Below are 26,338 nucleotides of genomic sequence, written 5' to 3'. Positions count from 1 at the left end.
GAAGCTGCCGCTCCGGGTCAAGCGTAAGGTCAAGTCCAGACACAAGCCGATCTCCGATCCCAATACAGGATCGGCAACCTCACAGATCGCGACCACTCCCGAAAGGTGGTCAGGAAACACCGCTTACCGTGTAGCCGTCCTCGCCAATCCAACAAGCGATTAAGTTTGGAAGCCAGCCCCTCTACGGCAGCGAGCCAACCGTCACGTCGAACGGAAAGGTCACGAGCCGGCAGATGGCCCCAAGCGAGGAGCGCCGTATCTATGCCAGTGATCGTCACCCGCATAGGCCGAAACCGTCAGTTAGCGGGTTCGGCGGCAACGCCGTGGAGTCCGGTCGCTGAAGGCGAGGCGCTCCAGCTGACGGATTCTAGAAAAGGACTAGCTGAAGATTGGAGTGTTCCAATCAGCCTCATTGAAAATTTCGCGCGCAATGAAGTCCATGAGCACCAAGCCGGCCGATAGAAATTCTGCGGTTCGGCCGTAGGTAAAGGGCGCAGGCACCTGATGCTTATTTCCGTGGGCCACGTTGTTTCGCAATTGAGCATAGCTGCGACTGAGCAAACGATCCCAGGAGTTTACGCCCTCATCGTCGCTATCCCAACCAAGTTGACCGTTGTGTTTTATCACGAGGTACTGCGGCGTGGTCTCAATGAAAACCTTGAACCCCGAACTGATGAAGTCGAAGGACGCAAAAGGAGCCGCCGCTTCCACAGCTTGAGCTACCCTTGTCCAATTGACACCGGTGACGATGGTCCGGCCCTTGGTCGAGACCGTATGGATGAACGAGCGACCTCGATTTATGAGAAAGAATTCAAACTTCGATGCTTGCAACATAAAGATAGCAATATCAGTCTCGTCCATGATGTGCCTCGAAGGTCAAACTCCTCCTCCCCGCAGACTGCTGCACACGTAGCTGACCAGAGACCAATGCCAAGATAACGCACACCTTGGAAGTCGGCTGGAAGGCTAAGCCTTTTTGTTTCTCGCTTTTTCCTGTTCGGTCTTTTTTCGTAACGTCTCGTTCACCGGAGCTTCAGGTTGTTCGGGAGGAATTATCGGTGGGTCATCAAGATCAAGAACCACGGCATCAGGGTCACTTGGCCCGATCTGCCAAGCTTCTTTTATCTCAAGGTCATATTTTCCAATACCCAGCTCCAGCATGGGCTTGGGTTCGGCATCCAGTGAGGGCAAGTGAGCGGGTGCAAGGAGATAGCGCCCATCGCGCTCAAATTGCTGGATAAAGCTCCTGAGATGGATGTCGCTCTTTGGCTGCATGATGTTTATGCGAGACACAAAACCCACAAGCTTGTCGCTCTCTGGGAGATTCTTTTCGACATTAGGCCCAACAACGACGGCATAAGCGAATGGGTTCTTAGAGGACACGCCGCGTACGATGGCGATACGCAGGTCATTGCCGGGATCGTGCTCGCCAAAGCGCTCTCGAAAGCCATCGAATATCGCTTTCCCGGCCTCCGCGTTCTCAAATGCGATACCGAGTACCGGAGGCGGCGCATCCTCGTCCGGCGAATACATGAATAGCGTTGCACGCCAACGGGCATCATTCCATTTCGACACAACGATCGGTGAAACGATCTTCATGTCCGTGTGCTTCATGCGCTTGGTATCGAATGGAAAGCCGTCCATCGGCTCGTCCGAAACAAAGACACCGGATTCCGGATCGGCAATCTCCGACGGCGTCCAAGGTTCCGTGCGGATCGCATCATATGCACGGTCAGTCGGCGCTATCCAGCGCTCCAGCGACAAATGCTCTATGTCGCCGAAGAAACTGCTTGTGATCAAAGGGATATTTGAGAACGTAAGCGCCCGGTCGAGCGCATTTTCTTCGGCGAATACCTGCTTGCTCCATCCCTCTACGTCGTCGGGAATCGCCAATAGAAGGATGACCTCAACCGCAGCCGTTTTGAGCCAATCGACAAACGCGACAACATCCGCCTTTGTGGCCAGCTCGAAGTGCGCCGGGTGTTGGATGATTCCAACCGGAACCCCCATGCGGTCTTCGAATGTCAGGGTTGGAGCATTGCCGCTTGTCGAGACGGGATCAACGCGGAACCGGATTTTTTCCAGATGAGGCAGAAACCTGTGCTCTAGGCTCGTGGCGAGCAGCGCTTCAATTCCACCGAGAAACGCCTCAGATACCGCCAGCGACATAAGGTTGTTTGCGGCCTCAATGGTTATCTGGCATCCGACTACGGCACTGGTCAGCTCTACCGTCTCGCCTGAATAGAACGAGATATCCCTGACGAAAAAATCGTTACCGAAATAGGCGTTCCAGCGATTGAAATAGTCCTCGATGTCGGCCGCGCTTTCTGTATCGGGCCACCAGCCTTCCTCCCGCGCGACCTGGTCTTGGCCTAGCCGGAAAAGAGCAGCCAGCCGTGCTTCCGGCATGCCCAGGCGTTCAAGGGCATCAGGCAAGGAGCGAATCTCTGGGAGATCTGAGTTGGCCAATTTGAGTAGTAGTCCGCCAAACAGCCGGGTGTCGAATAGACGCGCCTCTTCATTATGTTGGCGCGAATTCTCGTCGTAAGCCTGTGCTCCTCGCACAAGCATAGCGAGTTCGTGAGACTGAATGGCGTACAAGCCTCGCCCCAGTCTGCACTCCATGTGAAACAACCGCTTCAAATGCGTCGGATTGACACCAGAGATATTGCCGGTGCCTGTAAACTCCGCGAGATCTTGAGACACGGCGGCTAACGCGTAATTACGGGCGGCCCAGTAAAGACCGGCCTGTTCGAAAGCGAGGCTTGAACCGAAAAGCACTTCAGAAAGTTCGTCGCGATATTCTTCCTTAACAAGCAACCCTACCGCACGGCCGAACCACCGAATGGCATCAAAGTGCAAGCCTTTTTCCAGCTTCTGGAAGGCCCGTTGACTGTTCTTCTTGCCGGCCTCGCCCTCGCTTCGGCGACTGGCAAGCAAATCCGTAACTTGCTCGTAAAGCTCATCGAATTCTGGGCTTTCGGGTATGTGCTTGCCGAGTTCGGTCAGCCCGTCGGCAATGCTCTCGAAGGGGAAGACGCCCAGGCCGTCGGCGTCCTTCATCACGACCTTGAATCGCTTCCAGATGTCAATCAGAGCAGATGGCCCAATCTTGCCGGCCTCGACAATCTCGAGCATGAGGGCCAGAGACCGGGCGTGCAGTGCGTTGTTCGGCCGGGCTTCCAAGTTAATCACGCGTATCAGCGCTTCTCGCGCACGGGCCAGACGTTGATCGAGCTGACCGGTATCGGGTGTCAGCAGCTGCTGACTGAGGGAGAAATGGAGCAGCGGTAGAATATTGGTCAGACGCTCCAGGTCATCGGAGTCATCCGAGGACAGGGCCAGAGCCTCCACCTCACCGTAGAGTTCTGACGTCTTTACCGGATCATCGAACCAGAAGAAGGCAGTCCAGGCCCAATTGTAGACTGCAGCCAATTGCTGCTTCTTATTGCCGTGTTGGCGGGCCAAGCGAAGCGCCCGGTCTAGTTTTCCCTCGACCTCATATCGGGGACGCTCCAGCCCACGCGAGAGGATCGCTGCACGAATAGAATCATCGACAAGGTTATGGGGACTCCTGTCATACTTTGACCCGTCACCCATCCGAGCCTCAAGTTCTTCCAACTCAGCGATTCGTTCAGAATCGCGCGGGCCGACGCGTTTAGCCTCTTCGGTTTTTTCGCGCCCGACGCCTAACGTTTCAACGACGATATCAAGGCTGTGCCCCTCGAAGACCTTGTTGAGAATCCATGTCCTGTCGAGAATCGTCACCGGAATTCCGTATTTCTCCTCCAACCCGTCTTGCATGGATGCGCTGTCCTTGGACGGCACAAATTGATTGGTGACGAAGTAGATGCGCGGATAGCCGCGCCCGGTCTCTGCAATGCTCTTCACGTCCTTGCGGATTTTCTTCTTCCAATCCGCCGCTGCACTGAATGCGAATGCCCAGCGCTGATCCGCGCCAGCGCGGTCAGGGACGAACCATCGCTCGGAGATTGCGTTAGAGACGGGATATGTTTCCGCATCCGTCTTACCGTCGCCGCCGCCGACAGGCCCGGTCTGGGGGCGCAAGTTAGGCGAGATGAACTTCTCGCAAAGCCTGCGAGCGAATTCCTCGAACGTGGCCTCGTCTTTTTGATTGGTCAGCGTTTCGAGATGATATGACAGCACCTCTCTTGGCACGCTTTGAATCTTCGAAACGGTCGTGTCCGAAAACAGGTGTGGATGCCGTGCCCGCATGTAATTTGAGGGCACAACTTCAGCAGGCGGAGGAGTTGTTGCTTCGGCCGAATCTGAATTCATCCGCCGAGTTTATCCGAGTCGGGTGGTCGAATTGAAGATGATTAGATAACCTTGCGCGGTTACCAGTTTTGAATGCAGATCGCATCTGCCGAAGCCGATGTCACCGAGATGATCGGTGCGACTCAATCGCAAATAGGCCCGCTGTCGCAGGGCGAACAGCGGGCATGTAAGACCCGGTGTCCAGACACTTCGAGGTCGGCGGGAATTGCTTCTGGTGAAATCGAATGGTTCATCCATTTCCCTCGTTCAGTACCCGTCGCAGTTTTTCATAGGCAAGCCTGTGCCTCGCTTCTGGCATGCGTTCCAGATTTTGGAGCTTCCAGCGGACGGCGGGAAGCTTGTCGGCCTCTTCAATGCCGAGAAGATCCCATTGCGGGCGACGCGCCTTGAATGAGAGAAGAAATTTTCGCTGATCGTCGGTCAATGCCTGATTGAGGCCTGTGATCAGCCGCTCGCGAACGTCGAGCAATTCATCGAGGCTCACCTCGATCTGCGACATGCGCAAAAACTCACCTTCGTAGATGCCGGCAATTTCCTTGCGGGTCGGTTGTAGGAGTTCGGCCATCATCCGGTTGTGGCTGATGAGATAGACGAGAAAGGTCTTCACCAAATCCTCGGTCAGCCCTTCATTCTCCAGCAGCAGTTTGACATCGAAGAGGTCGCGCGGGTGGTGCCGGTCGAGGGCCGCGCAGATTTTTCCGGCATAGAGATCGGGGATCGAAAGAAGCTGCATCTCGACGAAGCCGAATTGCTCCTCGACGGCCGGCGACACTTCTCTTCGTTCCGCCGGAAATACCGAGCCGCGCAACACGGGGGAGAGCTCGATCTTGATACGATCGGCGCCTTGCGTCACGAAAAGACGCAATGCGTCGCGCTGATCTTCATACGATCGGACGATCTTAGTATCGGGCATCGCCTGTGAAATCGCATCGGCAATACGTGAGAGCGCTTCGGCGATTTTCTTGAGCGCCTCGTCACGCTCGTCCATGGGCAGATAGACGAGATCGATGTCGACAGAGAGCCGCGGCAGGTCGCGGATAAAGAGATTGATGGCGGTGCCACCCTTGAGGGCGAAGCACGTTTCGGCTGCAACGAGCGGCAAGACCCGCGTCAGGAGTCGGACTTGTCCATAGTAAGGGCTGGTTGTGTCCACATCTCCTCCGGGACCGTTATGCGGTATTTTGGATCGAGTCTGCCGCCCCTGGCCAGCACTCTGTTGCCGCTGCCAATGCCAAGTTCATCAAGCGCTTCTGGTTTGGGGAGCTTGTTCAGCCAGGCGTAGGAATGTCGCTCGGCCATCCAATAGAAGAGCCGGCGCACCTTGACGCTGGTGCATTTGCGCAAGAGCTGCTCCATGCGCCTTGGCGAGAGGGTCGTCATGCCTTGCAGCAACTGATTGGCATGCTCGAAAGAGATAGTACCGGGCACGTCGTTGAGAACTTCGAGATACGCGCGCTCAGGCGACGACAGGGTGAACGGCCACGCGCTTGCCCTCTGACCAAGTATTCCACCGGTCATGAAAGTTCGCTCATTGGTGTCATATTCCCAAGTGACGAGACCGGTGCCACCCATCGAGGACCGGCTGTGGCGAACGAACTGAACTGAAGGCAGTGCAGTGTGTAGCCAAGCGGGCAGCGCGTCCTTGCCGAAAAGATGTACTGCACGTAGCCGCGACAGTGGCAGGTAGTGCGCAAATCCGTGCAATTCGAGTGCGCTCAAGCCGCCCACGCTGAGGTCAGTGCGAAAGATCGTCTGCAGTGCCGCGACGACGCCTTGCCAGGTAAGGTTTGCACCGGGACGTACATAAACACCGGATGCGAGCGGTGTGAGTTGCCTGCTCTTGACGAGATTGTCGAGCGCGTGACGATCGAAGTCCGGAGCTTGCTTCGACAACCATTGCTTCGTCACTGGTAGGCCGTCAGGCACCAGGTTTTGCAGCAATTGTCTTCGCTCAGTGTTCGTTGGCATGAGTTTATAGAATCAACCTCATGCGGCGATGATCGCCGCATTCCATAGTTTCTATAAACTATCACGTTTAACGTGAATTTACAATCTTTCACTTTTGCGGCGACCATCGCCGCATTTATGCAAAAAAATAAACCAATCTCTTCCTCTCTCTTTGGCGTGATCAGGCCATGGGCAATAGTCGGATGAGCGCCAGGTAGCAGCGATCGTTCTGATATGACGTTGCGTAACTATTGCACCAAGGGATATCGTTGCCGCAGGTGATTCCTCCCCGACCTGTCGCTGGGTCAAAGTGGATTTTGGCAGGCTAGTACTGTGATCCGATCCCTTCGGGTCATCTCGTAATCGGCGACAGATGACCTCAGCGAAAGGATGGGTACATGACCTGCATGTTGGTCACCTCCGACAACATCGATTTTGCAAAAGCTCAATTGCGGGCTTTTCTCCCTCAGGTGAGATCATCACACCTCACAGAAGCACTCGCATGCGGATTGGGTTACTGCACGAACGCCGCTCTACTCGCTTCCGTCAAAAGCAATTTGCCTGCGTGGCCTATACTTTCGCAGTTCGATTTTGGTCGAATATCAAACAGGTTGGCAGCATTTGGCCATGGCGATCTTGACCTCTCTTCCGTCAGTACGGTTGCGAGATCGCCAATGCTACCAGATCGTATCTGGATCGAATTCACCAGCGGCGATGTCGCTGCCAATGATCGCTGGTTCCGAGAATGCAACAAGCGAGGCATCCCAAATTTGTGGATCGCGAAACGCCGCAAATGCGTAGAGTTCCGCTGGGATTGCATCTCTATCGATCCTCAAAATGAAGGACATGTGCAAGGCGATCGCGCGGCGGCATTGGTCAGAGAGATGTTCAAGACGTATCAGACCATCGCTCGGCGCATTCCGGGAAAATCACTGTTCTCAGGCTCCAGTTTTGTTGGGTCAGTTGACCATCTTCTGCCTGAGTTAGCGGTAGAAATCGCCGATACGTTCTTCTCGATGCTCTATGAGCCTATGCGGCGGCAAACTCTCGCAGCTTAAGATACGGGCCTTCGTTCGACACTGGTGCGAACGAAGGCATCTTCCGTAGAATCTGGTCGCTATCCGAGGTGAACCCGAAACCCTGGGTAGACCTCGCGAAAGGCTGAGAGCGCCTCGGATCGGATCCTGTCCAACTCGACCCCGGCAGCGGGATCGACAAAAAATATCGTACAGGTGTCGCTTCCACACGCACATGGCCTGATGCGCTTGTCTCGCAGGCCGGACAAAAAGGTTCGCCTCAGTTGATCGATCAACTGAGCAGAGCGCGAAACATTCGCTTTTATGCGCTGGTCGCGCAGGTGATGCAGCGAAGGTATCCGACGTATCTCATCGCCTTCGCGCGTTCGCCAAATGCCGGTATTGAGTGCGGCGATGGTATCTTCGATAGCTTGCTGAAACGCCACGAGAGAGCACTCTGCATGAAACGGCGTTCGCAACGCCGGGCGATCAAGGACTGCGGCCATCTGAGCTAGGGCATCGCCATCTGTGAGGCCGGCAAAGTCGTCGGCAAAACGACGCAATTCGTCGGCCTTATCTGGAAAAACCTCTCCTGCACAAAACCGCTTGAGAAGATCTTCACCGATCAGGCGCAGATGCTCCTCGAACTCGGCGCCTGACCAGATTGTCAGACTCTCTATGCCACTTGTTTTGGCAAAGATATGAATGGCGTCTCGACGCGTTGCGGATACAGCACCGCGTGTTACGAACTTGAGGGCGTCAACCTTCGTTGAAGAGGAAAGCACTCTCTGTATGTCATGCTCGGCCTTCTTCTGGGTAAGGCTGCCACGATTAACGCATTGAATAACCGTCCGCCGACGCGCGTCATCATCAAGCGGTTCACTGCCGACTATATCCCGCCCGTGATCACCCCCGCCTTGCCCGTACCAAGCGAGCTCGGTCCACCTAGCCCTGACATGGTACGCAAAGACGAGCCTCTCGAATTCGCTGCCGCTGAAATCTTCAAAATGAATTTTTTGAACTAAGCGTGAGATACTTCGCACCTGCCCCCCCGACCATCAGCATTTGGCGCAGCCTATCACAGGCCGCGTTTTTTGTCGGGCATCGCACAGGAGCCGCATGATATCATTGAAAGAAGAATCGAAAGCTGAACAGCCGTGAGCCACCAAAAATATAAGCGTAACCACTGGGTGCCCAAAGCATACTTGCGAGCGTTTGCCACAGAGCGCGGCGGCGAAAAAATATGGACGTTTGGGAAGTCGGGCGGGGACCCGATGAAGCGGTCGATCTCGAAAGTGGCCGTCAAATTCTACCTGTATGCTCCCGGGCAAAATGGCCAGCGAGATTATCGAACCGAGCAGAAACTCAGCAACCTCGAACAGCTTTTTGGTACGCCGTTTTGGTCAGAGATCAGTTCAGGCTATGTCGATCTTGGCAATAAGGTCATACGCAAAGGCCTCGCGCTGCTGACTGCGGTCATGTATCTGCGCAACCCTACCGTGCTTGGTCAGACAGCAGAAATCCATAGTCAGTTCCGTTCGTTTTATATGGCCGTCGGCGAGCCCCCGGACAGAGTGGAGATTGCGGGGCGAGAGTACGATGTTGATAAAGCATCCTGGCCTGCCTACCGAGATGCAGGCGAGGAGGACATCAAGCGGATGTGGCTCGACAGCTTGAACCAAGGGGCTTGGCTGGCCGAGCTGTTTTTAAAGATGAGGTGGGCAATCATCGCATCAGATCAGCCGGTCTTCATCACATCGGATAACCCGGTGACATTCATCCATCCCAGCCTGAAGTTCCGAGGACTGAAGAATGAGGAAACCAGCGTGATGTTTCCGCTGAGCCCTACGCGAATTCTGTATCTGGATAATCGTCAGTCTGAACCAGACGCGCAGTACTACGCACTAGGCGGAAAAGGAGAGTCACAGAACCTGCTGATATGGCGCAACGCCATCGAGCATATGTTTTCGCATCGACATCCGGACGAGGTGTGCTCAGAAATGTTGGCGGACGCAGAAGCCGCATAAGTCGTACAGCTCTAGCACAAGCCGGTCCGGCCGTTTTGCCGGTGCGCTTCCTTTTCGATGGACAACGAAAGTACATCAGCTTGTCAGGCGACGCTCCCGATCTCGAAACGATGGCTGCTCTACTGAATTCAAGTGGACGCTACCGCGTGCTTCACCGTCTTGAACCCAGACAGGTCGTTGCGAAGCCAGATGGCTCGGAGACCCGATTGGGCTTGTTTGTCGATGTTGAAACGACCGGCCTCGACTCGTCAAGAGACGAGATCATCGAGCTGGCGATGGTGCCGTTCACATATAGCCTTGATGGCCGAATTTTCGAGATTCGAGATCCGCTTCAGATGCTGCGAGAGCCGACTAACCCAATCCCTGCCGGCATTACGCTTCTGACTGGCATCACCGATGAGATGGTTAGTGGCCACACGATAGACCCTGCAGAGGTAGCAGCGTTCGCCGACGACGCGGCAGTTGTCATCGCGCACAATGCAGCATTCGATCGGCGCTTTTTAGAGCGCCTGAGCGATGTGTTCATTCGAAAGCCATGGGCCTGCTCAATGACTCAGGTCGATTGGGTCGCTGAAGGCTTTGAGGGAACCAAACTCGCCTATTTGGCAATGGGCGCCGGTTTCTTCTACGAGCGACATAGAGCGACCCACGATTGCATCGCGGCCATCGAGCTTCTCGCAACCCCGCTTCCAAAAACAGGCGCGCCGGCAATGGCCCGGCTTTTGGAGACAGCCCGGCGCGCAAGCTGGCGTATCTGGGCCGAGAATGCGCCGTTTGACAAGAAAGAGATATTGAAGTCTCGGGGCTATCGCTGGAACAGTGATGGAGCAATCAACCCTCGAGCTTGGTACATCGACCTCGAAGAGGGCCTGCGGGACGACGAGCTCGCCTTTCTACGCGAGAGTATCTACCTACGCGACGTTAATCTGCCTATCCGGGAAATAACCGCCTACGAGAGATTCTCTGATCGTTTTTAGCCACTTTAGGATACCTGCGAAATAGTGCTTTCTGTAATGTCCTTGGGGATGGTCACGTGTATATTTCAAAACTTCAGTTGGTAAATTACCGGAATTTCGACCGGGCCAATATTTTGTTCAATAAGGGGATCAACACAATCATCGGAGAGAACGGCTCCGGTAAGACCAACCTTTTTCGAGCCGTCAGACTGCTACTCGACGATAATATGATGCGATCCGCCTATAAACTCGACGAGAAAGATTTCCATCGCGGCTTAGGCGATTGGCGGGGACATTGGATCATCATAAGCCTCGAATTTGATGAGGTGTCTCAGGACGAAGCGATTCAGGCCCTCTTTCTCCACGGCACCGGGAATATCGAAGGTGTGGCGATCGGGAAGGCCACATACAACCTGATCTTTCGGCCGAACATGTCCGTTCGCACGAAGCTTTCGCAGCTTAAAGAGGGCGATCAAGCCGGACTTGAGACAATCCGAAAGACGCTTACCACGAACGACTACGAGACGATCTTCACGGGAAAGAGCACCGCCGATTTCACCGATCCTGCAGTCTACAAGACTCTCGTCGGCGATTTCGAGAACGCCACGTTCAGCGAAGAACTTGTGCATCCGGCAATCGGGGGGAAAGTGCCCGGCATGCTCTCCATCGCCAAGGAGATTTCGTTCACTTTCGTGCAGGCTTTGCGAGACGTTGTCGCCGATTTCCAGAACAATCGAACAAATCCGCTTTTGACATTGCTGAAGAGCAAAAGCGGCGAGATCAACCCCGAATTGTTCAAGCCAATCACCGGCTTGGTCAAAACCCTAAACGACACAATCGAGGGATTACCCGACGTCGTCGGGATCCGGGTCGACATTCGCGACACGATCAATGATGCGGCCGGTGAAACCTATTCGCCTTCGTCGCTATCGATTCGATCGGACCTATCCGACGAAGCGGACCAGTTGTTTCAGTCGCTCAAGCTCTTCGTTGGTGAGTCTGAAAAAGGATACGAGGGAGGTATCCACGAGCTCAGTCTCGGCGGCGCCAATCTGATCTACCTCACCCTCAAGCTGCTCGAATTCAAGTATCAAAAAACCAAGCAGTCATTTGCAAATTTTCTGCTGATCGAAGAGCCGGAAGCGCACATCCACACGCATATCCAAAAAACGCTATTCGACAAACTCAACTACGATGACACGCAGGTGATCTATTCGACGCACTCGACGCATATATCTGAGGTCAGCAATGTCGAGAATATCAACATATTGGGACGATCCGGCGTAAAGTGCGAGGCCTATCAACCGGCGGCTGGCCTGGTCCCGGATGAGATTGGTAACATCCAGCGATATTTGGATGCCGTACGCAGCAACCTGCTGTTTGCCAAGAGCGTCGTACTGGTCGAAGGCGACGCCGAAGAAATCCTCATCCCAATTCTCGTAAAGAAGGTCCTTGGGGTCAGCCTAGACGAATTAGGGATTAGTCTGATCAATATCCGTAGCACGGGTTTTGAGAATGTGTCGGTTCTGTTTCACGACCTGCGTATTCGCAAGCGCTGCAGCATCATCACCGACCTGGACGCAACGTTCTTCGATACCACTCCCGACGACGGAGACGACGACGCAACGAAGAGAGCAAAGGAAAAGGCCCTTAACGCTCAAAAAGTCGGGTTAAAACGAAAGGGAAAGCTGACAGAGTTTAGCAATGGCAATGGATGGGTGAACGTCTCGTTTGCGCCCCATACGTTTGAAGTTGACTTCATTGACGCTGGAAACAGCGGCAAGGTCGTTAGCGTTCTGAATAGGGTCTACAAGGATGGCCCTACGATTGAGGAATCGAAGGTCGAGCTGGAATCGAAAGACATCGCGGTGTACGGCCAGCGGATATTGACGATCGCAAACCACGTCGGAAAAGGGTGGTTTGCAATCCTCCTCGGCAAGGCAATCGACCACCATACGATCATTCCTGATTATATTCTCGACGCGATACTTTTCGCTCACGGTCCCGTTAGTGACGCGATTTTTTTCAATGTCCTTAGCTATCGGTTGCGATGCATTGAGGAGAGTGGCCAGGCAGCCGCGGCCGAAGCCGCTGAGTTCAGAGAAAGGCTGGAGGCGTTCCGAGACGGCGACTTGGACTTTGACGCGATTCGCTCGGCGATGCTCGAAACCTTTACAGCCGACGAGATCAACGCGATCTTGGCTACGTTCTAGCGATGTTTGTCTGGAGTAAGAACGACCTCAATCCCGAGCAGGCAGCCGCGATCGCAGAGGAACACAGCGTCTTTTTGGTTGCCTGCCCCGGCAGTGGCAAGACGCGCACCCTAACCTACAAAATCGCCGACCAGCTCTCCAAGCTAGAATCAGACAAGGAATGGGTCATCGCCATCACCTATACGCATAGGGCCGCCGACGAGATCCATGAGCGGGTTGCGGGACTTGGCGTCGACACCTCAAGGCTCTGGATCGGAACGATACATTCGTTCTGCCTCGACTGGATCCTTAAGCCCTACGCAATCTATCATGATGCGCTGAAGAGCGGCTTTAAGGTCATCAACTCCCACGATTCGGAGCGTATGCTAACCGAACTTTGCCGACCATTTCGCTATCCAAACATCAGCTACTGGGATTGCGGACACTATTACACTTCGGCCGGCCGGGTTTTGGCATCGAGGCAGAAGAACAAGTTGCCTTCCGTGACCCAGGCGCTGGATAAGTATCACGCTAGCTTGGTTAAAAATCGGCAGGTCGATTTCGAGCTCATCCTCCGCTATGCACACGAGCTGGTGGCAAGCAATCCCTCGATCAGCATGCTGCTGGGCTCTATATTTTCCTACATTCTCGTCGATGAATTTCAGGACACAAAGGAGATCCAGTACGCGATCATCGCCGCAATTCTTAGGGCGGGCAAAGACAAGGTCAGAACATTCATCGTCGGCGATCCCAACCAGGCGATTTATGACTCGCTCGGCGGTTACGCGATCACAGCAAACGAGATACGAAAATTGGCAGGGATCGAGCTCAAGGAGCTGGAGCTGTCTGAAAATTATCGCTCATCGTCCAGAATTGTCAGCTACTTCGACAACTATAAGGTCTTTTCGTCAGAGATCGTCGCTGTCGGGAAAAATAGGGATTATCCGAGCCTAATATCGTTCAATTCCACCATTGAACGAGACGACCTTATCGAAGAGTTGGTCAGGCTGATAAAATACAATGTTGAGACGATTGGCGTCCTTCCCCAGGAGGTCTGCATCGTCGCCCCATGGTGGATGCACCTGGCGAGTATGACCCGAAAGCTCGTGGCTGCGCTGCCAACCTATAGTTTCGATGGCCCTGGTTTGGTCCCGTTCGGCCGAGACCTCGACAACTTCTGGTACAAGCTATCGAGGATCGTTCTGACGGAAGCCTCGCCGCAAATGTATATGCGGCGCTTGCGGTGGGCTGGGGAAATTTTGTCCGCTTTGCAAGATGCCGGCATCGATACGAGCAACCTCTCGAAAAAATCTCTGCTCAGAGAGTGCAACTCCGTTTCGATTTTAGAAGAAGATGGGCTGAAATTTCTCGCTCGGTTTTTTGATGCCCTCTTTACGCGGCTCGGAATTGATTTCCGAGCTGTACCTGTATTGGTCGAGCATCACGCCGCATTTTTCGAAAGCTCAAAGGAGCGTATCGACAAGCTTGCGAAGGAGGGAGCCGAATTCATCGGCGACGTAGGCTCGTTTCGCAAGGTATTCGAGAACAGGTTTGGGATCACTGTTTCAACGATCCATGGCGTGAAGGGCGCTGAGTATGATTCAGTAATCGCCTATGCGCTGCTTGAGGGCATGGTGCCCCACTTCGCAGACCCGAACGGTGAGGATAGCGCCAAGAAGCTACTGTATGTAGTCAGTTCGCGCGCTCGCAAGAACCTCCATCTTATCTCAGAACGGGGACGCATAGATGGCAAAGGGGACGAGTACCAGCCGACCGACGTGTTGCGAGACTACAACTTCACCTACGACACGATCCCTTAGGACACGGCGATCTGGACTTCGTGACCGTAGGGTTGTGGCTTCATAGCCTAGGTATGTACCGCTCTTGACTGCCTGATCGCGCCGGATAAATTCCATGCCGTGCCTTGAGAGAAGCGGCCCTGGGCATCTTGGCTAAGCCGCGTGATAACCGACGATGGGGGAGCCCTTACGTCGTAGACAACGAGCAGCACGGCTGCCCAAGACAACTCTTGAACGCATCAACTGGCCCGCTGACCCGCTCATGCATGTCTGCGGCCGAACGAACACGTTTGGAGATGGAGTCATGCGGATACAGAGTGGCTATTGGTGGGCAATTAGCATTCGGCAGGAGGATGATCGGCCCGAGATCATCGACGTAGGTTCCTATTCCTTTGGCCAAATGGCCAATCGCGTCGGAGATGCCGATCCATTCGACTTGATAGAATTCGAGCTACTGCAACGGCTTGATACGAGCCTCTGGCCAATGGAGGGCGCCATCGATCCATCGACAGTTCGCGAGGGCTATTGGTGGGCGCTCGACCCGGCAGAGAACGCATATCAGATCGTCTTGGTGGTCAAAGATAGAGCAATTCGAACCTTCAATGGCGATTTCGATAGTTGTCTGGACGAGTTCGAATTTCTGATGCCCCTGAATCTTATGCCCACGGCTCGCTCCGATCACTAGAGCCTGTCGCCGTCACGTTGGCGGCTTGAGCGTCGCCCCGAACCCTGGTCATGTCGCCTCCTGATCTGTTGCGCGACACGCTCCATGGCCAACCTCGATGAGTAGGCCCTCGTTGCACATCCGAATGAGATAGCAACGAGCTGAACGGTGCGCGGACAGACGCAATTCTGCCGATGCGGCTATCTGAACCCCTTGATATCAGCGCTGCAACTCGGTTGAACCAACACGAGATATGATCGTATAAACTCACCGCGAATGGTCCGTTAGCAGACGATTTCAACAACAGCGCTGTATTGGCGGTAGCCCTCTCCCGCTACCAAGAATTTCTCAAAGTAAACTTGACAATCGGCTAGCCCTTAAAGCTGGCCGATTGTGTTTCGCGCCATGTTGCAGCTACCGGTGATTTGCAAGGATTTCCTGCGACACTCGGCAAATCCACGCGACACGCGCGCGACATGGATTGACCTCTTCAGGAACCGGCTTCGAACCTTGCCCTGGCAGCTTGGTTCCTTTCGTTATGCTTGCCACCGAAGCTGCGGGCGTATCCCAGCGATCCGCAACAGCGTTATCGCCGCACACGGGCGCTCCCTTCAATGTCCGCTTCAAAGTGTCGGCATTGAGTTTCTGTATGACTGCCCTAGGCGCAAAGCAGCCATGCCGCCGTCGCATGTGAGACTCTGCTTCGGGTCACAAGAAAACAGCAGCCTCTACGACTCGTCCCTCTCATCGCGCAAATTAGACACAACGCGGCGGTTCTGCGACCTGCAGGCGGTGTCGGGGCAGTCGCGGACGAGCCTGTCCTTGCCGTAGCCCTTGGCCCACATGCGGTTGCGGTCTATGCCGCCGGCGGCGAGGTAGTCCATCACCGCATCGGCGCGCTGCTGCGACAGCGCCATTTCACTTGCGCCGGGATCGTCGGCGAAACCCTGCAGCTTGAGCAGCCAGCGCGGATGCTTTGTTAACCAGGCGATCTGGGTGTCGAGGGTGGCCTTGGCGACAGAATCGAGCGCGGCCGAACCTTGCGTGAAATAGGTGCGGCGGCCGACATTGAGGATAAAATCCTCCTCGCTGCCCGGCTGCACGTTCTGAAAGCCGGCAACCTCGGTGTTGGTGATGTCAGGCGTGGAAGGGGCGAGCGTGTTGCTGGTCGAGCAGGATGCGACCAGCATCAGCAGGCCGGAAGCGAGCAGCCGGCGCGTGTTTTCAATCATACGGTTCATGAGGCGCCAATCATTCGACAGTGGTGGAAGCGGGCGCCTGGTCGGCGATGTGCGGCAGGACCTGCACCGCGGTGCCGATCGGGCAGCGCTGGTAGAGGTCGATGATGTCTTCCGGGAACATGCGGATGCAGCCGCTGGAAGCGTCGGTGCCGATGCTCCATGGCTCAAGCGTGCCATGCAGGCGGTAGCCGGTGTCAGCGCCGTCGCGGTGCAGATAGAGCGCGCGCGGCCCGAGCGGATTGTTGGACGCGCCGCCTGCGATCATGGGCGGTAGTTCCGGCCTGCGCTTACGCATTTCGGGGGGCGGGACCCAATCCGGCCACAGCGCGCGGCGGTCGATCGTCGCGCGGCCGTACCATTTGAAGCCGTCCTTACCGACGCCGACGCCATAGCGGATGGCGGTCTTGTTTTCCATGATGACGTAGAGGAAATGGTGGCGGGTATCGACCACGACGGTGCCGACCGGCTCGCTGCTGAAATACTTGACGATCTGGCGATGCCATCTCTTGTCGATCTTGGCGAAGTTGGTCTTGCGATAGACAAAATTGTTGTCGCTGGCGGTACCCGCGAAAAAGGATTTTGCCGCCGCGGCTTGAGCAATATTGCTGGTTGCACCCACCGCGACCAGCGCCAGGCCGCCGAGCACGACACCCCTGCGTGACAAAACCATCGGCAATATCCCCCATGCCAAAAGCCTAGCTCAACCATAGTTGAGAATTACTTCGCCTCAAAGTGGAAAATGCCGCGTTGCTGCAGTCCGCCGGAAGCGGACTGGCGGGAGGTGAACAGATGCCACTCCAGCACTCCGCTGTACGCGCCCGCCGGTGCCGCAACGAAGCTGCGCCGAGTTAGCCTTGAGCACGTATGTGCATGAAGGAGACGAGCCAAATCCCGTCGACTTTGGTGATTCCGAGCCTCTGGCCGGCGAGCGTTGCGCTCGAAGCAGAGCGGTCGCTCTATTCTGCCAGCCTCCTGCATAGCCGCATTCCGTCGCGATCGACTGCGTCGCTCTCAGAAGGCGCCCAGCGGCGGAAACGGCTAAAACGCCTGCCTTTTCGTCGACAGCTCAGCCGCTTTCCGTCGAAGGGTGAACCCGTTGCCTAGTCCGAAATGGCTACTTGCGCTGCAGCTAATGTAGTCACATTCTTGGGCAGTCGGAAGCCGCATGGACCGGCAGGCGCGAGTAACCTCTTCGCCGGCGTCTCAAGGCAGTCGACCACACGTTTGCGGTGCTCTAAGGGGGGAATCAATGAGATTGGCTATTATTTGTGCGGCAATGGTGATTGCCGTATCCACCGCAGCCGTTGCGCACGAGAAAAAGAGGGTGGTCAACACAGCGTCGGCCTGCGCCGACCTGTCGCGCAGCACGATCAAGAAAACCAGGGAAACAAAGCTGGATCGCAGTTCAACCGGAACTGTCTCCAGCGGGATTTCGAAAGGCAAATCGGAGCCGCGCCTGGGCTATGAAATGGTTAATCCTGCAATCATATCGATCTATTAGCTGCGGAAAAGCAGGCAAGTCTATCGGCGTCCCGGCTACGCAGGCTTGATCCTGCCGGACAGAAGTTGCCACTGCCTGCGCTCAATGTCTGATGCGGTCGCGCAGTGCGTACCAAAGCATGCCGAGCACGTGGAGCGGGCCGCTCAGCGGCGTGCCGCCGGGGAACGGCAGCGTCGACAGGTTCACCCCTTGCCCACCTCGCCGTAGCGACCGACATGCGGCAGGCGCGGTGTCGTTACCTGGCATTTGCATCGAGTCGCAGCCGACTGAAAGTCATATCGGGCGTGGCGCTGTAGCCGAAGGCTGAGGTCGGACTCAGAAAGGCACCTGCGCTCAACGGCCATTCGCCCGGCGGACCCGCCAGATGACATTACCGACGTCATCGGCGACGAGCAGTGCGCCAGTCTGATCGATAGCTACGCCGACCGGACGGCCCATCGCCTCGCCATTACGCCCGATGAAGCCAGTGAGCACGCCTTTCGGAGGACCGCTCGGTTTGCCGCCACGGAAGGGCACGAAGATCACCTTGTAGCCGCTATGCACGCTTCTATTCCACGAGCCGTGCTGGCCGACGAAGGCGCCGTTGCCGTAGGCCGGACCGAGCCGGGCGCCTTTGGAGAAGGTCAGTCCCAGCGAGGCGGTATGAGAGCCCAGGGCGTAATCGGGCTTGATCGCCGTCGCCACGAGATCGGGGCGCTGCGGCTTGACGCGTTCGTCGACGTTCTGTCCGTAGTAGCTGTAGGGCCAGCCGTAGAAGGCGCCGTCACGAACCGAGGTCATGTAATCCGGCACGAGGTCGTCGCCGATCTCGTCACGCTCGTTCACGGCGACCCAAAGCTCGCCAGTTTCAGGATTCCAGGAGAGCCCGTTCGGGTTGCGCAGGCCCGAGGCGAAGACCCGAGTACGACGGCTCGACCGATCCACTTCAAGAACGGCGGCGCGGTTCTTCTCGGCGGCTATGCCGTTTTCTCCAACGTTGCTGTTGGAACCAACGGTGACATAGAGCTTGCGTCCATCCGGACTTGCGATCACGTCCTTGGTCCAATGATGGTTGAGGTCCCCGGCCGGCAAGTCGATGATCTTTTCCGGCGACGTGCCGGCTCGGGTCTGGCCGTTGGAGTAGGGGAAAGCGACGAGCGCGTCGGTATTCGCGACAAAGAGCTTGCCTTTGGACAGCGTCATGCCGAACGGCGAATTGAGGCCTTCCGCGAAGGTCGTTCGCACATCCGCAATGCCGTCGCCATCGGTGTCGCGCAGGAGCGTGATGCGGTTGGCGCTTTTGGTTGCGGCGCCGGCCCGCTTCATGGCCAGGTCCATGAAGACCTTTCTAAGACTGAAACCTTCGTCATGCTTGGCAGGGGCATTGGTTTCAGAAACCAGCACGTCGCCGTTCGGAAGCACATGCAGCCAGCGCGGATGGTCGAGGCCGGTAGCGAAGGCGTTCACTGCCAGCCCCTTCGCCGGGGTCGGCATACCTCCTTTCTGCCAGCCTTTCGCCTCGGCGATGTTAACCGTCGGGATCAGCGTCGGTCTTGGTTTCGGTAAAGTGGGGTTGGGGCCATAGCCGATTATCGCCTCGGTTTTTTGCGCCGGAATGCCAGCGCAGCTCGCCATGACGGCTCCCAACACCGCTACGAGTACGCTTCCTCGGAAGCCGGCATGCATCGGAAGTCCTCCGCATGGATTTGCGTCGTGCTCTTTGTGTAAACGGAAATCAGTGGCTTATTCTTCCAATTGCTTCGAAACAGCGGCGCGTGATCCGAGGGCCAGGAATTCGCGACAGATCTGCTCTCGGTAGAAATATGGCGCGAGGAGATTGTGGCAACCGCCCGAATATCTGTCGCGCGATATGAATCTCACATTCGTATCGCGCGAAATCGATACGGCTTGCGCTTTTCGGTATCGAGTTGCTCATGGGCCAACATGCGTTGGAAAGGAACGAGACCGTGAACGGCGGGACCCACAATGACCCACCGATTGCACTGGCTGGTGAAACAGCTGTTGTCGCTGCTTAGCAAGGCGCTGCAAATCTGCTAAAGTCTGCGGTGGGAGGAGACGGATATCCAATCGCTGCCGATAGCACATCCAAGTGTAGCGAAGGCGAGACCCGACGCATCACTCCCGCTCGCCTATTCTCTCGCGACGCTCTGCTGGCTCCTGTCGGCCGGCGTCTATATCGCCGCCAAGTGGGTTGCCCCCGAGATGCCGCCTTGGGCACTCTGCTTCTGGCGGCTGACGCTTGCCTGCGCGATCCTGCTGCCTATCGTCCATCGTCATCACGGGGCGATGCTCGAGCTGATCCAATCCCGGGTGATCGAGGTGCTGGTCATCGGCGCCATCGGGCTGACCTTGTGTCAGGGCATGATCTACACGGGCCTCAACTACACCAACGCGACAACCGCCGGCATCATCATGGCGCTGTCGCCGATCATGACGATGGTGCTTGCCCGCTTCGTGCTCGGCGAGCCCCTCGGTGTCTGGAAAGCGCTTGGAGCGCTGGTCGCTCTGGCCGGGATGGTGGTGATCGTGGCGCGCGGCGACCTTGCTGCGCTGATGCAGCTGCAGTTCAATCCCGGCGAGTTGTGGATCGTCGGCAGCGCGTTTTGCTGGGGCCTCTACACCGTGCTGCTGCGTCGAGCCAAATTCGCTATCGAGCTTCTGCCGATGGTGGTCCTGCTGCTGGGAGCCGGCGCGCTGGCCGCGCTGCCCCTTTATCTCTGGGAACTGTTTTCCGGGGATCGTTCGGCGCTGCATGCGAACGGCCTGCTGGCCCTCGCCTATGTTGCTGGCCCGGGCGGCGCTCTGATGTACTATCTCTACAATCGTAGCGTCGAGACGCTTGGCGCCGGGCGCGCCAGCATGCTGCTCTATCTGCAGACCGCCTTCGTCGCCGTTCTCGCTTATCTGTTCCTCGGCGAAAGCTTGCACGACTACGATCTCGCCGGCGCCGCCCTCATCATCGCCGGCCTGCTGCTCGCCACCGCGATCAAGCCGAGGCAGCGCACGGTGCGTGTCGCGTAGTGAACCTCAGCACCGCCGCTTCGGCCAGCAACTCGTAAAATCAGAGTACCACCCGAAGCGGAGTCAGGTCATTGAAGCCGGCTGTTGTGGCGCAGCACGAGGCCGACCGCGCCGAGCAATGCGTCGTTCTCCGTGTGCTTGCCAACGATTATCCGCGTGCGCAGCGCAGGTGCCACATCGCGGGACTTGATCAGCGTATGGCGTTCATATGACGCGATCAGTGGCGCCAGGAGAATGTCGCCCGCCAAGGCCATGCGGCCGCCGATTATGATGAGCGGCGGATTGAGCACCGAACCGATCAGGCCAAGGCCACGGCCGGCGAACTCGGCGGTGTCCTCGATCATCCGGAGCGCCCTCACGTCGCCCTGCTCGGCCATCATGATCACATCGTCCATCGTGACCGGCCGCCGCACGATGCGCGAAATCTGCTCGAGCGGCCGGGCAAAGCTGGCATAGAGCTCCAGGCATCCGCGATTGCCGCACCGGCAAAGGTCGCCGCCGGGATCGATGCTGATGTGCCCGAATTCGCCGGCGCCGCCGGCGATGCCGCTCACCAGCCGGCCGTGCTGGACAATGGCCCCGCCGACGCCCAGATCGACCTTGAACAGCACGAAATCGTCGTGGCCGACGGCCGCACCCCACATCAGCTCGGCAATGGCCGAGCAGTTGCTCTCATTGTCGGCGAAGATCGGCTGTTCGAGGACCGGCCCGAACACATCGCGGATGTTGACCCCGGCCCAGGTCGGAACAATACTCGCGCGCAGCACCACTCCTTCGCGGCTGACTGGGCCAGAGACGGAGACCCCAACCCCCAGGAGCCCCGCCATCGGCAGACCGTTCTCTTCGTAGCATCGGGCAATTACTGACTTGGAGAGCTGGGCCGCCTGTTGCGGCTGGTAGTCCAGACCCATGGGGATAGTTTGTTCGGCAACGAAAGAATGCGAGACGTCGGCGACGACGCACCGCATCTCGTCGAGGCCCAGGTGGATGCCGACGCAGGTGCCCGCAGCGGGATTGAGCGTCAATGCCGTGGCCGGCCTGCCAATGCCCCTGGCCGCGTCATGATGGGCCGAGGATTCGATCACCATCCCTGACTTTCTCAAGCCGTTGAGCGCGGTTGAAACCGTCGACCGCGCCAAACCGGTAATGCGGGTAATTTGCGACGCGGAAAGCACGCCGCGCTCGCGCAAGCATCGGACGATCAGGCTCTCCGGCGACGCGGACGGCCTGTCGATCAGCCAATTTCTAAGCGACGGTTTGTTCATGATGGGCACAAAGCATGTTGACTGATAGCTCAAATATGTCATCTTGGAAAGAACGGAGATAACTGCATCTCGCCGGCCACGACCTCAAATCGCAGGCCACAAGCGGTCGAAACGAACCGTGCATCACATATGGGAGTGAAACGATGAAATACCTGAGGACGGCCTTTGCGGCCGCTACCGCCTTCACCTTGATTACCGGAACAGCGCTCGCGGAGCCGAAGACCAACCTCTTGCATCAATGGGCCACCGGATCGGACGCCCAGGCTATCGCCAAGCTCGGCGAGATGTTTACCGCCAAGGGTGGCACCTGGCAGCAGACCTCCATCGCAGGCCATACGGCCAATACATTGGCCAAACTGCGTGCCGATGTGATCGCCGGCAACGCACCTCCCGCTGTGCAACTCAAAGGCCCCGAGATCGCCGAATGGAACGAGACGGGCATGACAGCCAATCTCGACGACCTGGCGAAGGCGGAAAATTGGGAGAAGGTCGTCGCTCCCGAATTGCTGCCGGTGATGAAGCCGACCGGGAATTGGGTGGCAGCGCCGATGAACATCCACCGCATCAACTGGCTGTGGGCATCGCCGAAGGTCATGAAGGACGCGGGCGTCACCGAGATGCCGAAGACATGGGCGGAATTCAACGCCGCCTGCGACAAGATCGTGGCCAGCGGCAAGATCTGCATTTCGCACTCGACCGCCGACTGGACCGACTCGACGGTCTTCGAAGTGGTCGTGTACGGTCAGGACCTCGATCTCTACAGGAAAGCTTTCGTCGAGGGCGACGTCGATGCCATGCGTAGCGACGGCATGGTCAAGGCCTTCGAGCAGTTTCGCACCATGACCTCGAAGTACATGGACCCCGGCATGAACGGGCGTGACTGGGATACCATGTCGCATCTAGTCGGCCGCGGCTAGGCCGCCTTCCACATCATGGGCGACTGGACGATCGGCCTGCTGACGGCCGGCGGCTTCAAGGAGGGCACCGACTATGTCTGCGCACAGGCGCCGACCGATTGGGGCAAGCCCGGCTTCATCTTGAATTCGGACTCGGTCGTGTTCTTCAAGCAAAAGGACCCGGACTACATCGAGGGACAGAAGCTGCTTGCCAGCATCATCCTGTCGCCCGAATTCCAGACCATTTTCAATCAGACCAAAGGGTCCATCCCGGCCCGCCTCGACGTCGATCTTTCGAACGGCTTCAATCCCTGCCAGCAACTCTCGCAAAAGGATCTGCAAGCCTCGATCGCCGCCGGCACGCTCGTGCGTTCAATGGCGCACAACATGACGGTTCCGCAAAAGGTCCGCGGCGCAATAATGGATAGCATCACGGAGTTTGTAGCAACGCCGGATATGAGTGCGCAGGACGCGGCCAATGCGATGGCGGATGCGGCCGAAGCGCAGAAGTGACGCTGCCGATGATGGCCGGGGGCGAAGCGCCTGGCCAGACCTCGCCGGAGCAGCCCGATGTCCACCCATGATCTGATTGTACCAGCCGCAGCTGCCGCCGCCCGTCCGTGGCGCGAGCGCCTGGGCACGATGGTGCCCATTCTGGTGCTGGCGCCGTCGATTGCGGCGAGTTTCATCTATGTTTTCGTCTTCACATTCTGGACGCTCTACATCTCGCTGTCCAATTCGTCGCTGTTGCCGACCTATGGATTCGTCGGCCTGGACAACTACGCTTCGCTTTGGGCAAACCGGCGCTGGAACATCGCCTATACGAATCTCTTCCTGTTCAGCGGCTTCTATATCGTTGGCTCGATGGCGGTTGGCCTGCTGCTTGCGATCGCGATCGACCAGCGCGTCCGCGGCGAGGCGGTTTGGCGCACCATCTTCCTTTATCCGTTGGCGGTGTCCTTCATCGTTACCGGTACGGTGTGGAGCTGGCTGTATAACCCTGTCGACGGTATCCAGGCCTTCGTGCGCGGGCTTGGCTGGACCGACTTCAGCTTCGCCCTGACGGCCAACCGCAACACCGCGATCTATGCGGTGATCATAACCGGTATCTGGCAGTCGTCCGGTTTCGCAATGGCACTTTTCCTGGCCGGTCTGCGGTCGGTCGATCCGGATCTCGTCAAAGCCGCGCAAATCGACGGCGCGTCGGTTTTCCGGACCTATCGGAGGGTCATCCTGCCAACCATCGCTCCGATATTTCTGGCGGTGGCGGTCATTCAGATACAATTCGCCATCAAGACCTTCGACCTGGTGGCGGCGTTGACGCGGGGCGGGCCGGGCGTGTCCACGACCTTCCCCGCCATCTATGTCTACGACCTGATGTTCCAGCGCGGCCAAATCGGCGAGGGTGCCGCCGCGGCGATGATGATGCTCGCGGCGGTCGCGGTGGTGCTGGTGCCGTACTCCTTGTGGATCGTCTGGCGCCGGCGGGCGGAGGGCCGCAATGGCTGAAGTTGCCCCCAATGCCCGTTTTGATCCGGAAGAAGCCGCTGCCACGCGCCGGCATTTCTGGAGCCGCTTCCTTGTCTATGCCGTGCTGACGCTGTTCGCGGTCGTCTATCTCGTGCCATTGCTGGTGGTGATCTTCAACTCGTTGCGCGAGCAGTCGGAGATTGCCCGCAACGGCCTCATCTCCGTACCGCGCAGCTTCCGGTTCGATGCATGGGCGCAGGCCTGGGGATCCTACTGCGTCAGCGGTACCTGCGAGGGCATGAAGCGCAATTTCTTCAACTCGCTGGCGATGACGATCCCCGCCACCATCATCTCGACCATTCTCGGAGCGATGAACGGCTACATCCTCTCCAAATGGCGCTTCAGGGGTTCCGAACTGATCTTCAATCTGATGCTGCTCGGCGTATTCATGCCCGGCCAGATTTCGCTGATGCCGTGGGCGTTCCTGCTCGGCAAGCTCGGCCTGACCAATTCCACATATGGGCTGGTGCTGATCCACGTCGTCCAGGGCATCTCGTTCACCACCCTGTTCTGCCGCAATTTCTACGTCAGCATACCGGACGACCTGATCAAGGCGGCACGCATCGACGGCGCCGGCTTCTGGCGGATCTTCCGCAAGATCATCCTGCCCCTGTCGCCGCCCATTCTGATTGTCACCGTCATCTGGCAGTTCACCGGCATCTGGAACGAGTATTTGTTCGGCGTCGTTTTCACATCAGGCCAGCAGCAGCCGATTACCGCGGCACTGGTCGCGCTCACGGCCGGCGGCACGACCGCGCGTGCTTACGATGTGATGAGCGCAGCCGTGCTGATCGGCGCGTTGCCACCACTGCTGATCTATCTGTTCGGTGGAAAATACTTCGTGCGCGGCCTCACCCAGGGCGCCATCAAATGAGGCGTCGCCCATGTCCGCGTTGATGATCCGCAACCTTCACAAGAGCTACGGCTCGCTCGAGATTCTTGCCGGCATCAATCTCGAGGCTAAGACCGGAGAATTCGTCGCCCTTGTCGGCCCGTCGGGTTGCGGCAAGTCAACCTTGCTCGCCATGATCGCCGGCCTCGAAACCGTCACGTCGGGCGAGATATGGATCGGCGACCGGCTGGTGAACTCCGTGCGACCCAAGGACCGCGACATTGCGATGGTGTTCCAGTCATACGCCCTCTATCCCACCATGACGGTGCGCCAGAACATCACCTTCGGCATGGAAAGCCGCGGCGTGCCAAAAGCGGCGCAGGCGGAAGCTGTCCAACGGGTTGCCGCGCTCCTGCAGATCGAACAGCTGCTTAAACGCAAGCCGGGCCAGCTCTCGGGCGGCCAGCGGCAGCGCGTCGCGATGGGGCGCGCCCTCGTACGCGACCCGAAGCTGTTTCTGTTCGACGAGCCCCTGTCCAACCTGGACGCCAAGCTGCGCGTCGATATGCGTACCGAAATCAAGAAGCTTCACCATCGCGTCGGCAAGACTACGGTGTACGTCACCCATGATCAGGTCGAGGCGATGACGCTTGCATCCCGCATTGCTGTGATGAACCAGGGCTCGGTCCAGCAGTTCGACACGCCGAAGCGGATCTACGACCGGCCGACCAACATGTTCGTTGCCGGTTTCATGGGATCGCCGGCGATGAATTTCATCCCCGCCCGGCTTACGGGATCGACCAGCATCTCGGTACGCGCCGCTGACGGCAGCGACGCCAGCCTTGCTCTTGCCGCGCCGATGTCCGCCGGTGCGCCAAAGGACGTCGTGCTCGGTATCCGGCCGGAACACATCTACCGTTTCACGACCGACCTGAAGTCGCGCAAACCTGCTGTGGCGTCCATGCAGGCGCCGGTCGAACTGGTCGAGCCGACCGGGGCCGAGACGCTTGCCGTGCTAAGGCTGGGTGACCTGGAGATCACCGGCCGTTTCGAGCCGGACGACGCTCCCGTCATGGGCGAGACGATAACGCTGGGCATCGATATGTCGCGCGCCTGTCTGTTCGATCCAACAACCAAGGCGCTTCTGTAATC

Annotated in this window: 22 protein-coding genes and 1 pseudogene; 13 read left to right on the top strand and 10 right to left on the bottom strand. The window is 57.4% G+C overall.

The window, feature by feature from the left end:
- Positions 1-378: 378 nt before the first annotated feature.
- The 4 genes from NMG46_RS07525 to NMG46_RS07510 form a co-directional block, all read right to left on the bottom strand.
- Positions 379-861, bottom strand: a complete 483-nt coding sequence (locus NMG46_RS07525) for a hypothetical protein (RefSeq protein ID WP_254817054.1) — start codon at positions 859-861, stop codon at positions 379-381.
- Between the two features lie 105 nt (positions 862-966).
- The gene (locus NMG46_RS07520; protein WP_254817053.1) at positions 967-4,299 is read right to left on the bottom strand and encodes a hypothetical protein; all 3,333 of its coding nucleotides are present in this window, start codon (positions 4,297-4,299) and stop codon (positions 967-969) included.
- Positions 4,300-4,528: 229 nt separating this feature from the next.
- Positions 4,529-5,452: a nucleotidyl transferase AbiEii/AbiGii toxin family protein gene (locus tag NMG46_RS07515; protein ID WP_254817052.1), complete on the bottom strand. Its 924-nt coding sequence runs from the start codon at positions 5,450-5,452 to the stop codon at positions 4,529-4,531.
- A complete protein-coding gene (locus NMG46_RS07510) occupies positions 5,410-6,240 on the bottom strand; it encodes a type IV toxin-antitoxin system AbiEi family antitoxin domain-containing protein (protein WP_254817051.1) in 831 nt (276 codons plus the stop codon). The genes NMG46_RS07515 and NMG46_RS07510 overlap by 43 nt, the downstream gene beginning before the upstream one ends.
- Before the next feature lie 404 nt (positions 6,241-6,644).
- Here NMG46_RS07510 and NMG46_RS07505 point away from each other — a divergent pair, with 404 nt between their 5' ends.
- Positions 6,645-7,304 carry a hypothetical protein gene (locus NMG46_RS07505; protein ID WP_254817050.1) on the top strand — a complete coding sequence of 220 codons (660 nt, stop codon included), beginning with the start codon at positions 6,645-6,647 and terminating at the stop codon, positions 7,302-7,304.
- Between the two features lie 59 nt (positions 7,305-7,363).
- Here NMG46_RS07505 and NMG46_RS07500 read toward each other — a convergent pair whose 3' ends face one another.
- The gene (locus NMG46_RS07500; RefSeq protein WP_254817049.1) at positions 7,364-8,305 is read right to left on the bottom strand and encodes a restriction endonuclease; all 942 of its coding nucleotides are present in this window, start codon (positions 8,303-8,305) and stop codon (positions 7,364-7,366) included.
- Between the two features lie 114 nt (positions 8,306-8,419).
- On the opposite strand from NMG46_RS07500, the gene NMG46_RS07495 reads away from it, so the two are divergent.
- From NMG46_RS07495 to NMG46_RS07475, 5 genes are all read left to right on the top strand, one after another.
- Complete coding sequence (locus NMG46_RS07495; protein ID WP_368389280.1) at positions 8,420-9,289, top strand: DUF4238 domain-containing protein; 870 nt, start codon at positions 8,420-8,422, stop codon at positions 9,287-9,289.
- Positions 9,290-9,369: 80 nt separating this feature from the next.
- Positions 9,370-10,266, top strand: a complete 897-nt coding sequence (locus NMG46_RS07490) for a 3'-5' exonuclease (protein WP_302894091.1) — start codon at positions 9,370-9,372, stop codon at positions 10,264-10,266.
- Positions 10,267-10,322: 56 nt separating this feature from the next.
- Entirely contained in the window at positions 10,323-12,458 is a 2,136-nt protein-coding gene (locus tag NMG46_RS07485) for an AAA family ATPase (protein WP_254817048.1), read from the top strand.
- Positions 12,459-12,460: 2 nt separating this feature from the next.
- Complete coding sequence (locus tag NMG46_RS07480) at positions 12,461-14,257, top strand: UvrD-helicase domain-containing protein (protein WP_254817047.1); 1,797 nt, start codon at positions 12,461-12,463, stop codon at positions 14,255-14,257.
- 283 nt (positions 14,258-14,540) lie between these two features.
- Positions 14,541-14,921, top strand: a complete 381-nt coding sequence (locus NMG46_RS07475; RefSeq protein WP_254817046.1) for a hypothetical protein — start codon at positions 14,541-14,543, stop codon at positions 14,919-14,921.
- Between the two features lie 707 nt (positions 14,922-15,628).
- On the opposite strand, the gene NMG46_RS07470 is transcribed toward NMG46_RS07475, so the two are convergent.
- Both NMG46_RS07470 and NMG46_RS07465 read right to left on the bottom strand, forming a co-directional pair.
- Positions 15,629-16,141, bottom strand: coding sequence for an OmpA family protein (locus NMG46_RS07470; RefSeq protein WP_254817045.1), 513 nt, complete (start codon positions 16,139-16,141; stop codon positions 15,629-15,631).
- Positions 16,142-16,151: 10 nt separating this feature from the next.
- Complete coding sequence (locus NMG46_RS07465) at positions 16,152-16,811, bottom strand: L,D-transpeptidase (RefSeq protein WP_254817044.1); 660 nt, start codon at positions 16,809-16,811, stop codon at positions 16,152-16,154.
- A gap of 579 nt (positions 16,812-17,390) precedes the next feature.
- Here NMG46_RS07465 and NMG46_RS07460 point away from each other — a divergent pair.
- On the top strand, positions 17,391-17,642 hold the full coding sequence (locus NMG46_RS07460; RefSeq protein ID WP_254817043.1) for a hypothetical protein: 252 nt from the start codon (positions 17,391-17,393) through the stop codon (positions 17,640-17,642).
- A gap of 81 nt (positions 17,643-17,723) precedes the next feature.
- Here NMG46_RS07460 and NMG46_RS29860 read toward each other — a convergent pair.
- Together NMG46_RS29860 and NMG46_RS07455 are read right to left on the bottom strand one after the other, a co-directional pair.
- Positions 17,724-17,881 (bottom strand): annotated as a pseudogene (locus NMG46_RS29860) (FAD-dependent oxidoreductase); the annotation flags it as partial.
- 94 nt (positions 17,882-17,975) lie between these two features.
- Positions 17,976-19,307 (bottom strand): sorbosone dehydrogenase family protein, encoded by a 1,332-nt coding sequence (locus NMG46_RS07455; RefSeq protein WP_254817042.1) that lies wholly within the window; start codon positions 19,305-19,307, stop codon positions 17,976-17,978.
- Between the two features lie 396 nt (positions 19,308-19,703).
- Between NMG46_RS07455 and NMG46_RS07450 the strand changes: the two genes are divergently transcribed.
- A complete protein-coding gene (locus NMG46_RS07450) occupies positions 19,704-20,663 on the top strand; it encodes a DMT family transporter (protein ID WP_352800181.1) in 960 nt (319 codons plus the stop codon).
- Positions 20,664-20,731: 68 nt separating this feature from the next.
- Here the strand turns inward: NMG46_RS07450 and NMG46_RS07445 are convergent, their stop codons facing one another.
- A complete protein-coding gene (locus NMG46_RS07445) occupies positions 20,732-21,928 on the bottom strand; it encodes an ROK family transcriptional regulator (RefSeq protein WP_302894053.1) in 1,197 nt (398 codons plus the stop codon).
- A 143-nt stretch (positions 21,929-22,071) separates the two neighbouring features.
- Here NMG46_RS07445 and NMG46_RS07440 point away from each other — a divergent pair, with 143 nt between their 5' ends.
- Genes NMG46_RS07440 through NMG46_RS07420 form a run of 5 tightly spaced genes read left to right on the top strand, consistent with a single transcriptional unit; the run spans position 22,072 to position 26,336 of the window.
- Positions 22,072-22,845: an ABC transporter substrate-binding protein gene (locus tag NMG46_RS07440; protein ID WP_254817040.1), complete on the top strand. Its 774-nt coding sequence runs from the start codon at positions 22,072-22,074 to the stop codon at positions 22,843-22,845.
- 15 nt (positions 22,846-22,860) lie between these two features.
- Positions 22,861-23,337, top strand: coding sequence for a hypothetical protein (locus NMG46_RS07435; RefSeq protein WP_254817039.1), 477 nt, complete (start codon positions 22,861-22,863; stop codon positions 23,335-23,337).
- Between the two features lie 57 nt (positions 23,338-23,394).
- Complete coding sequence (locus tag NMG46_RS07430) at positions 23,395-24,333, top strand: carbohydrate ABC transporter permease (RefSeq protein WP_254817038.1); 939 nt, start codon at positions 23,395-23,397, stop codon at positions 24,331-24,333.
- Positions 24,326-25,228, top strand: a complete 903-nt coding sequence (locus NMG46_RS07425) for a carbohydrate ABC transporter permease (RefSeq protein WP_254817037.1) — start codon at positions 24,326-24,328, stop codon at positions 25,226-25,228. Before NMG46_RS07430 ends, NMG46_RS07425 begins: the two co-directional genes overlap by 8 nt.
- Positions 25,229-25,238: 10 nt before the next feature.
- A complete protein-coding gene (locus tag NMG46_RS07420) occupies positions 25,239-26,336 on the top strand; it encodes an ABC transporter ATP-binding protein (RefSeq protein WP_254817036.1) in 1,098 nt (365 codons plus the stop codon).
- Positions 26,337-26,338: the final 2 nt, after the last annotated feature.

The sequence above is a fragment of the Mesorhizobium sp. LMG 17147 genome (genome assembly GCF_024297145.1).
GTDB lineage: Bacteria > Pseudomonadota > Alphaproteobacteria > Rhizobiales > Rhizobiaceae > Mesorhizobium.
The sequence above is the reverse complement of the archived record's forward strand: the minus strand, read 5'-3'. Positions and strand labels throughout refer to the sequence as shown.

Coding starts and splice junctions, on each gene's coding strand:
- NMG46_RS07525 (WP_254817054.1), bottom strand. CDS start 861: ATGGACGAGACTGATATTGCTATCTTTATGTTGCAAGCATCGAAGTTT.
- NMG46_RS07520 (WP_254817053.1), bottom strand. CDS start 4,299: ATGAATTCAGATTCGGCCGAAGCAACAACTCCTCCGCCTGCTGAAGTT.
- NMG46_RS07505 (WP_254817050.1), top strand. CDS start 6,645: ATGACCTGCATGTTGGTCACCTCCGACAACATCGATTTTGCAAAAGCT.
- NMG46_RS07480 (WP_254817047.1), top strand. CDS start 12,461: ATGTTTGTCTGGAGTAAGAACGACCTCAATCCCGAGCAGGCAGCCGCG.
- NMG46_RS07475 (WP_254817046.1), top strand. CDS start 14,541: ATGCGGATACAGAGTGGCTATTGGTGGGCAATTAGCATTCGGCAGGAG.
- NMG46_RS07470 (WP_254817045.1), bottom strand. CDS start 16,141: ATGAACCGTATGATTGAAAACACGCGCCGGCTGCTCGCTTCCGGCCTG.
- NMG46_RS07465 (WP_254817044.1), bottom strand. CDS start 16,811: ATGGTTTTGTCACGCAGGGGTGTCGTGCTCGGCGGCCTGGCGCTGGTC.
- NMG46_RS07460 (WP_254817043.1), top strand. CDS start 17,391: ATGAGATTGGCTATTATTTGTGCGGCAATGGTGATTGCCGTATCCACC.
- NMG46_RS07455 (WP_254817042.1), bottom strand. CDS start 19,307: ATGCATGCCGGCTTCCGAGGAAGCGTACTCGTAGCGGTGTTGGGAGCC.
- NMG46_RS07445 (WP_302894053.1), bottom strand. CDS start 21,928: ATGAACAAACCGTCGCTTAGAAATTGGCTGATCGACAGGCCGTCCGCG.
- NMG46_RS07440 (WP_254817040.1), top strand. CDS start 22,072: ATGAAATACCTGAGGACGGCCTTTGCGGCCGCTACCGCCTTCACCTTG.
- NMG46_RS07435 (WP_254817039.1), top strand. CDS start 22,861: ATGGGCGACTGGACGATCGGCCTGCTGACGGCCGGCGGCTTCAAGGAG.
- NMG46_RS07430 (WP_254817038.1), top strand. CDS start 23,395: ATGTCCACCCATGATCTGATTGTACCAGCCGCAGCTGCCGCCGCCCGT.
- NMG46_RS07425 (WP_254817037.1), top strand. CDS start 24,326: ATGGCTGAAGTTGCCCCCAATGCCCGTTTTGATCCGGAAGAAGCCGCT.
- NMG46_RS07420 (WP_254817036.1), top strand. CDS start 25,239: ATGTCCGCGTTGATGATCCGCAACCTTCACAAGAGCTACGGCTCGCTC.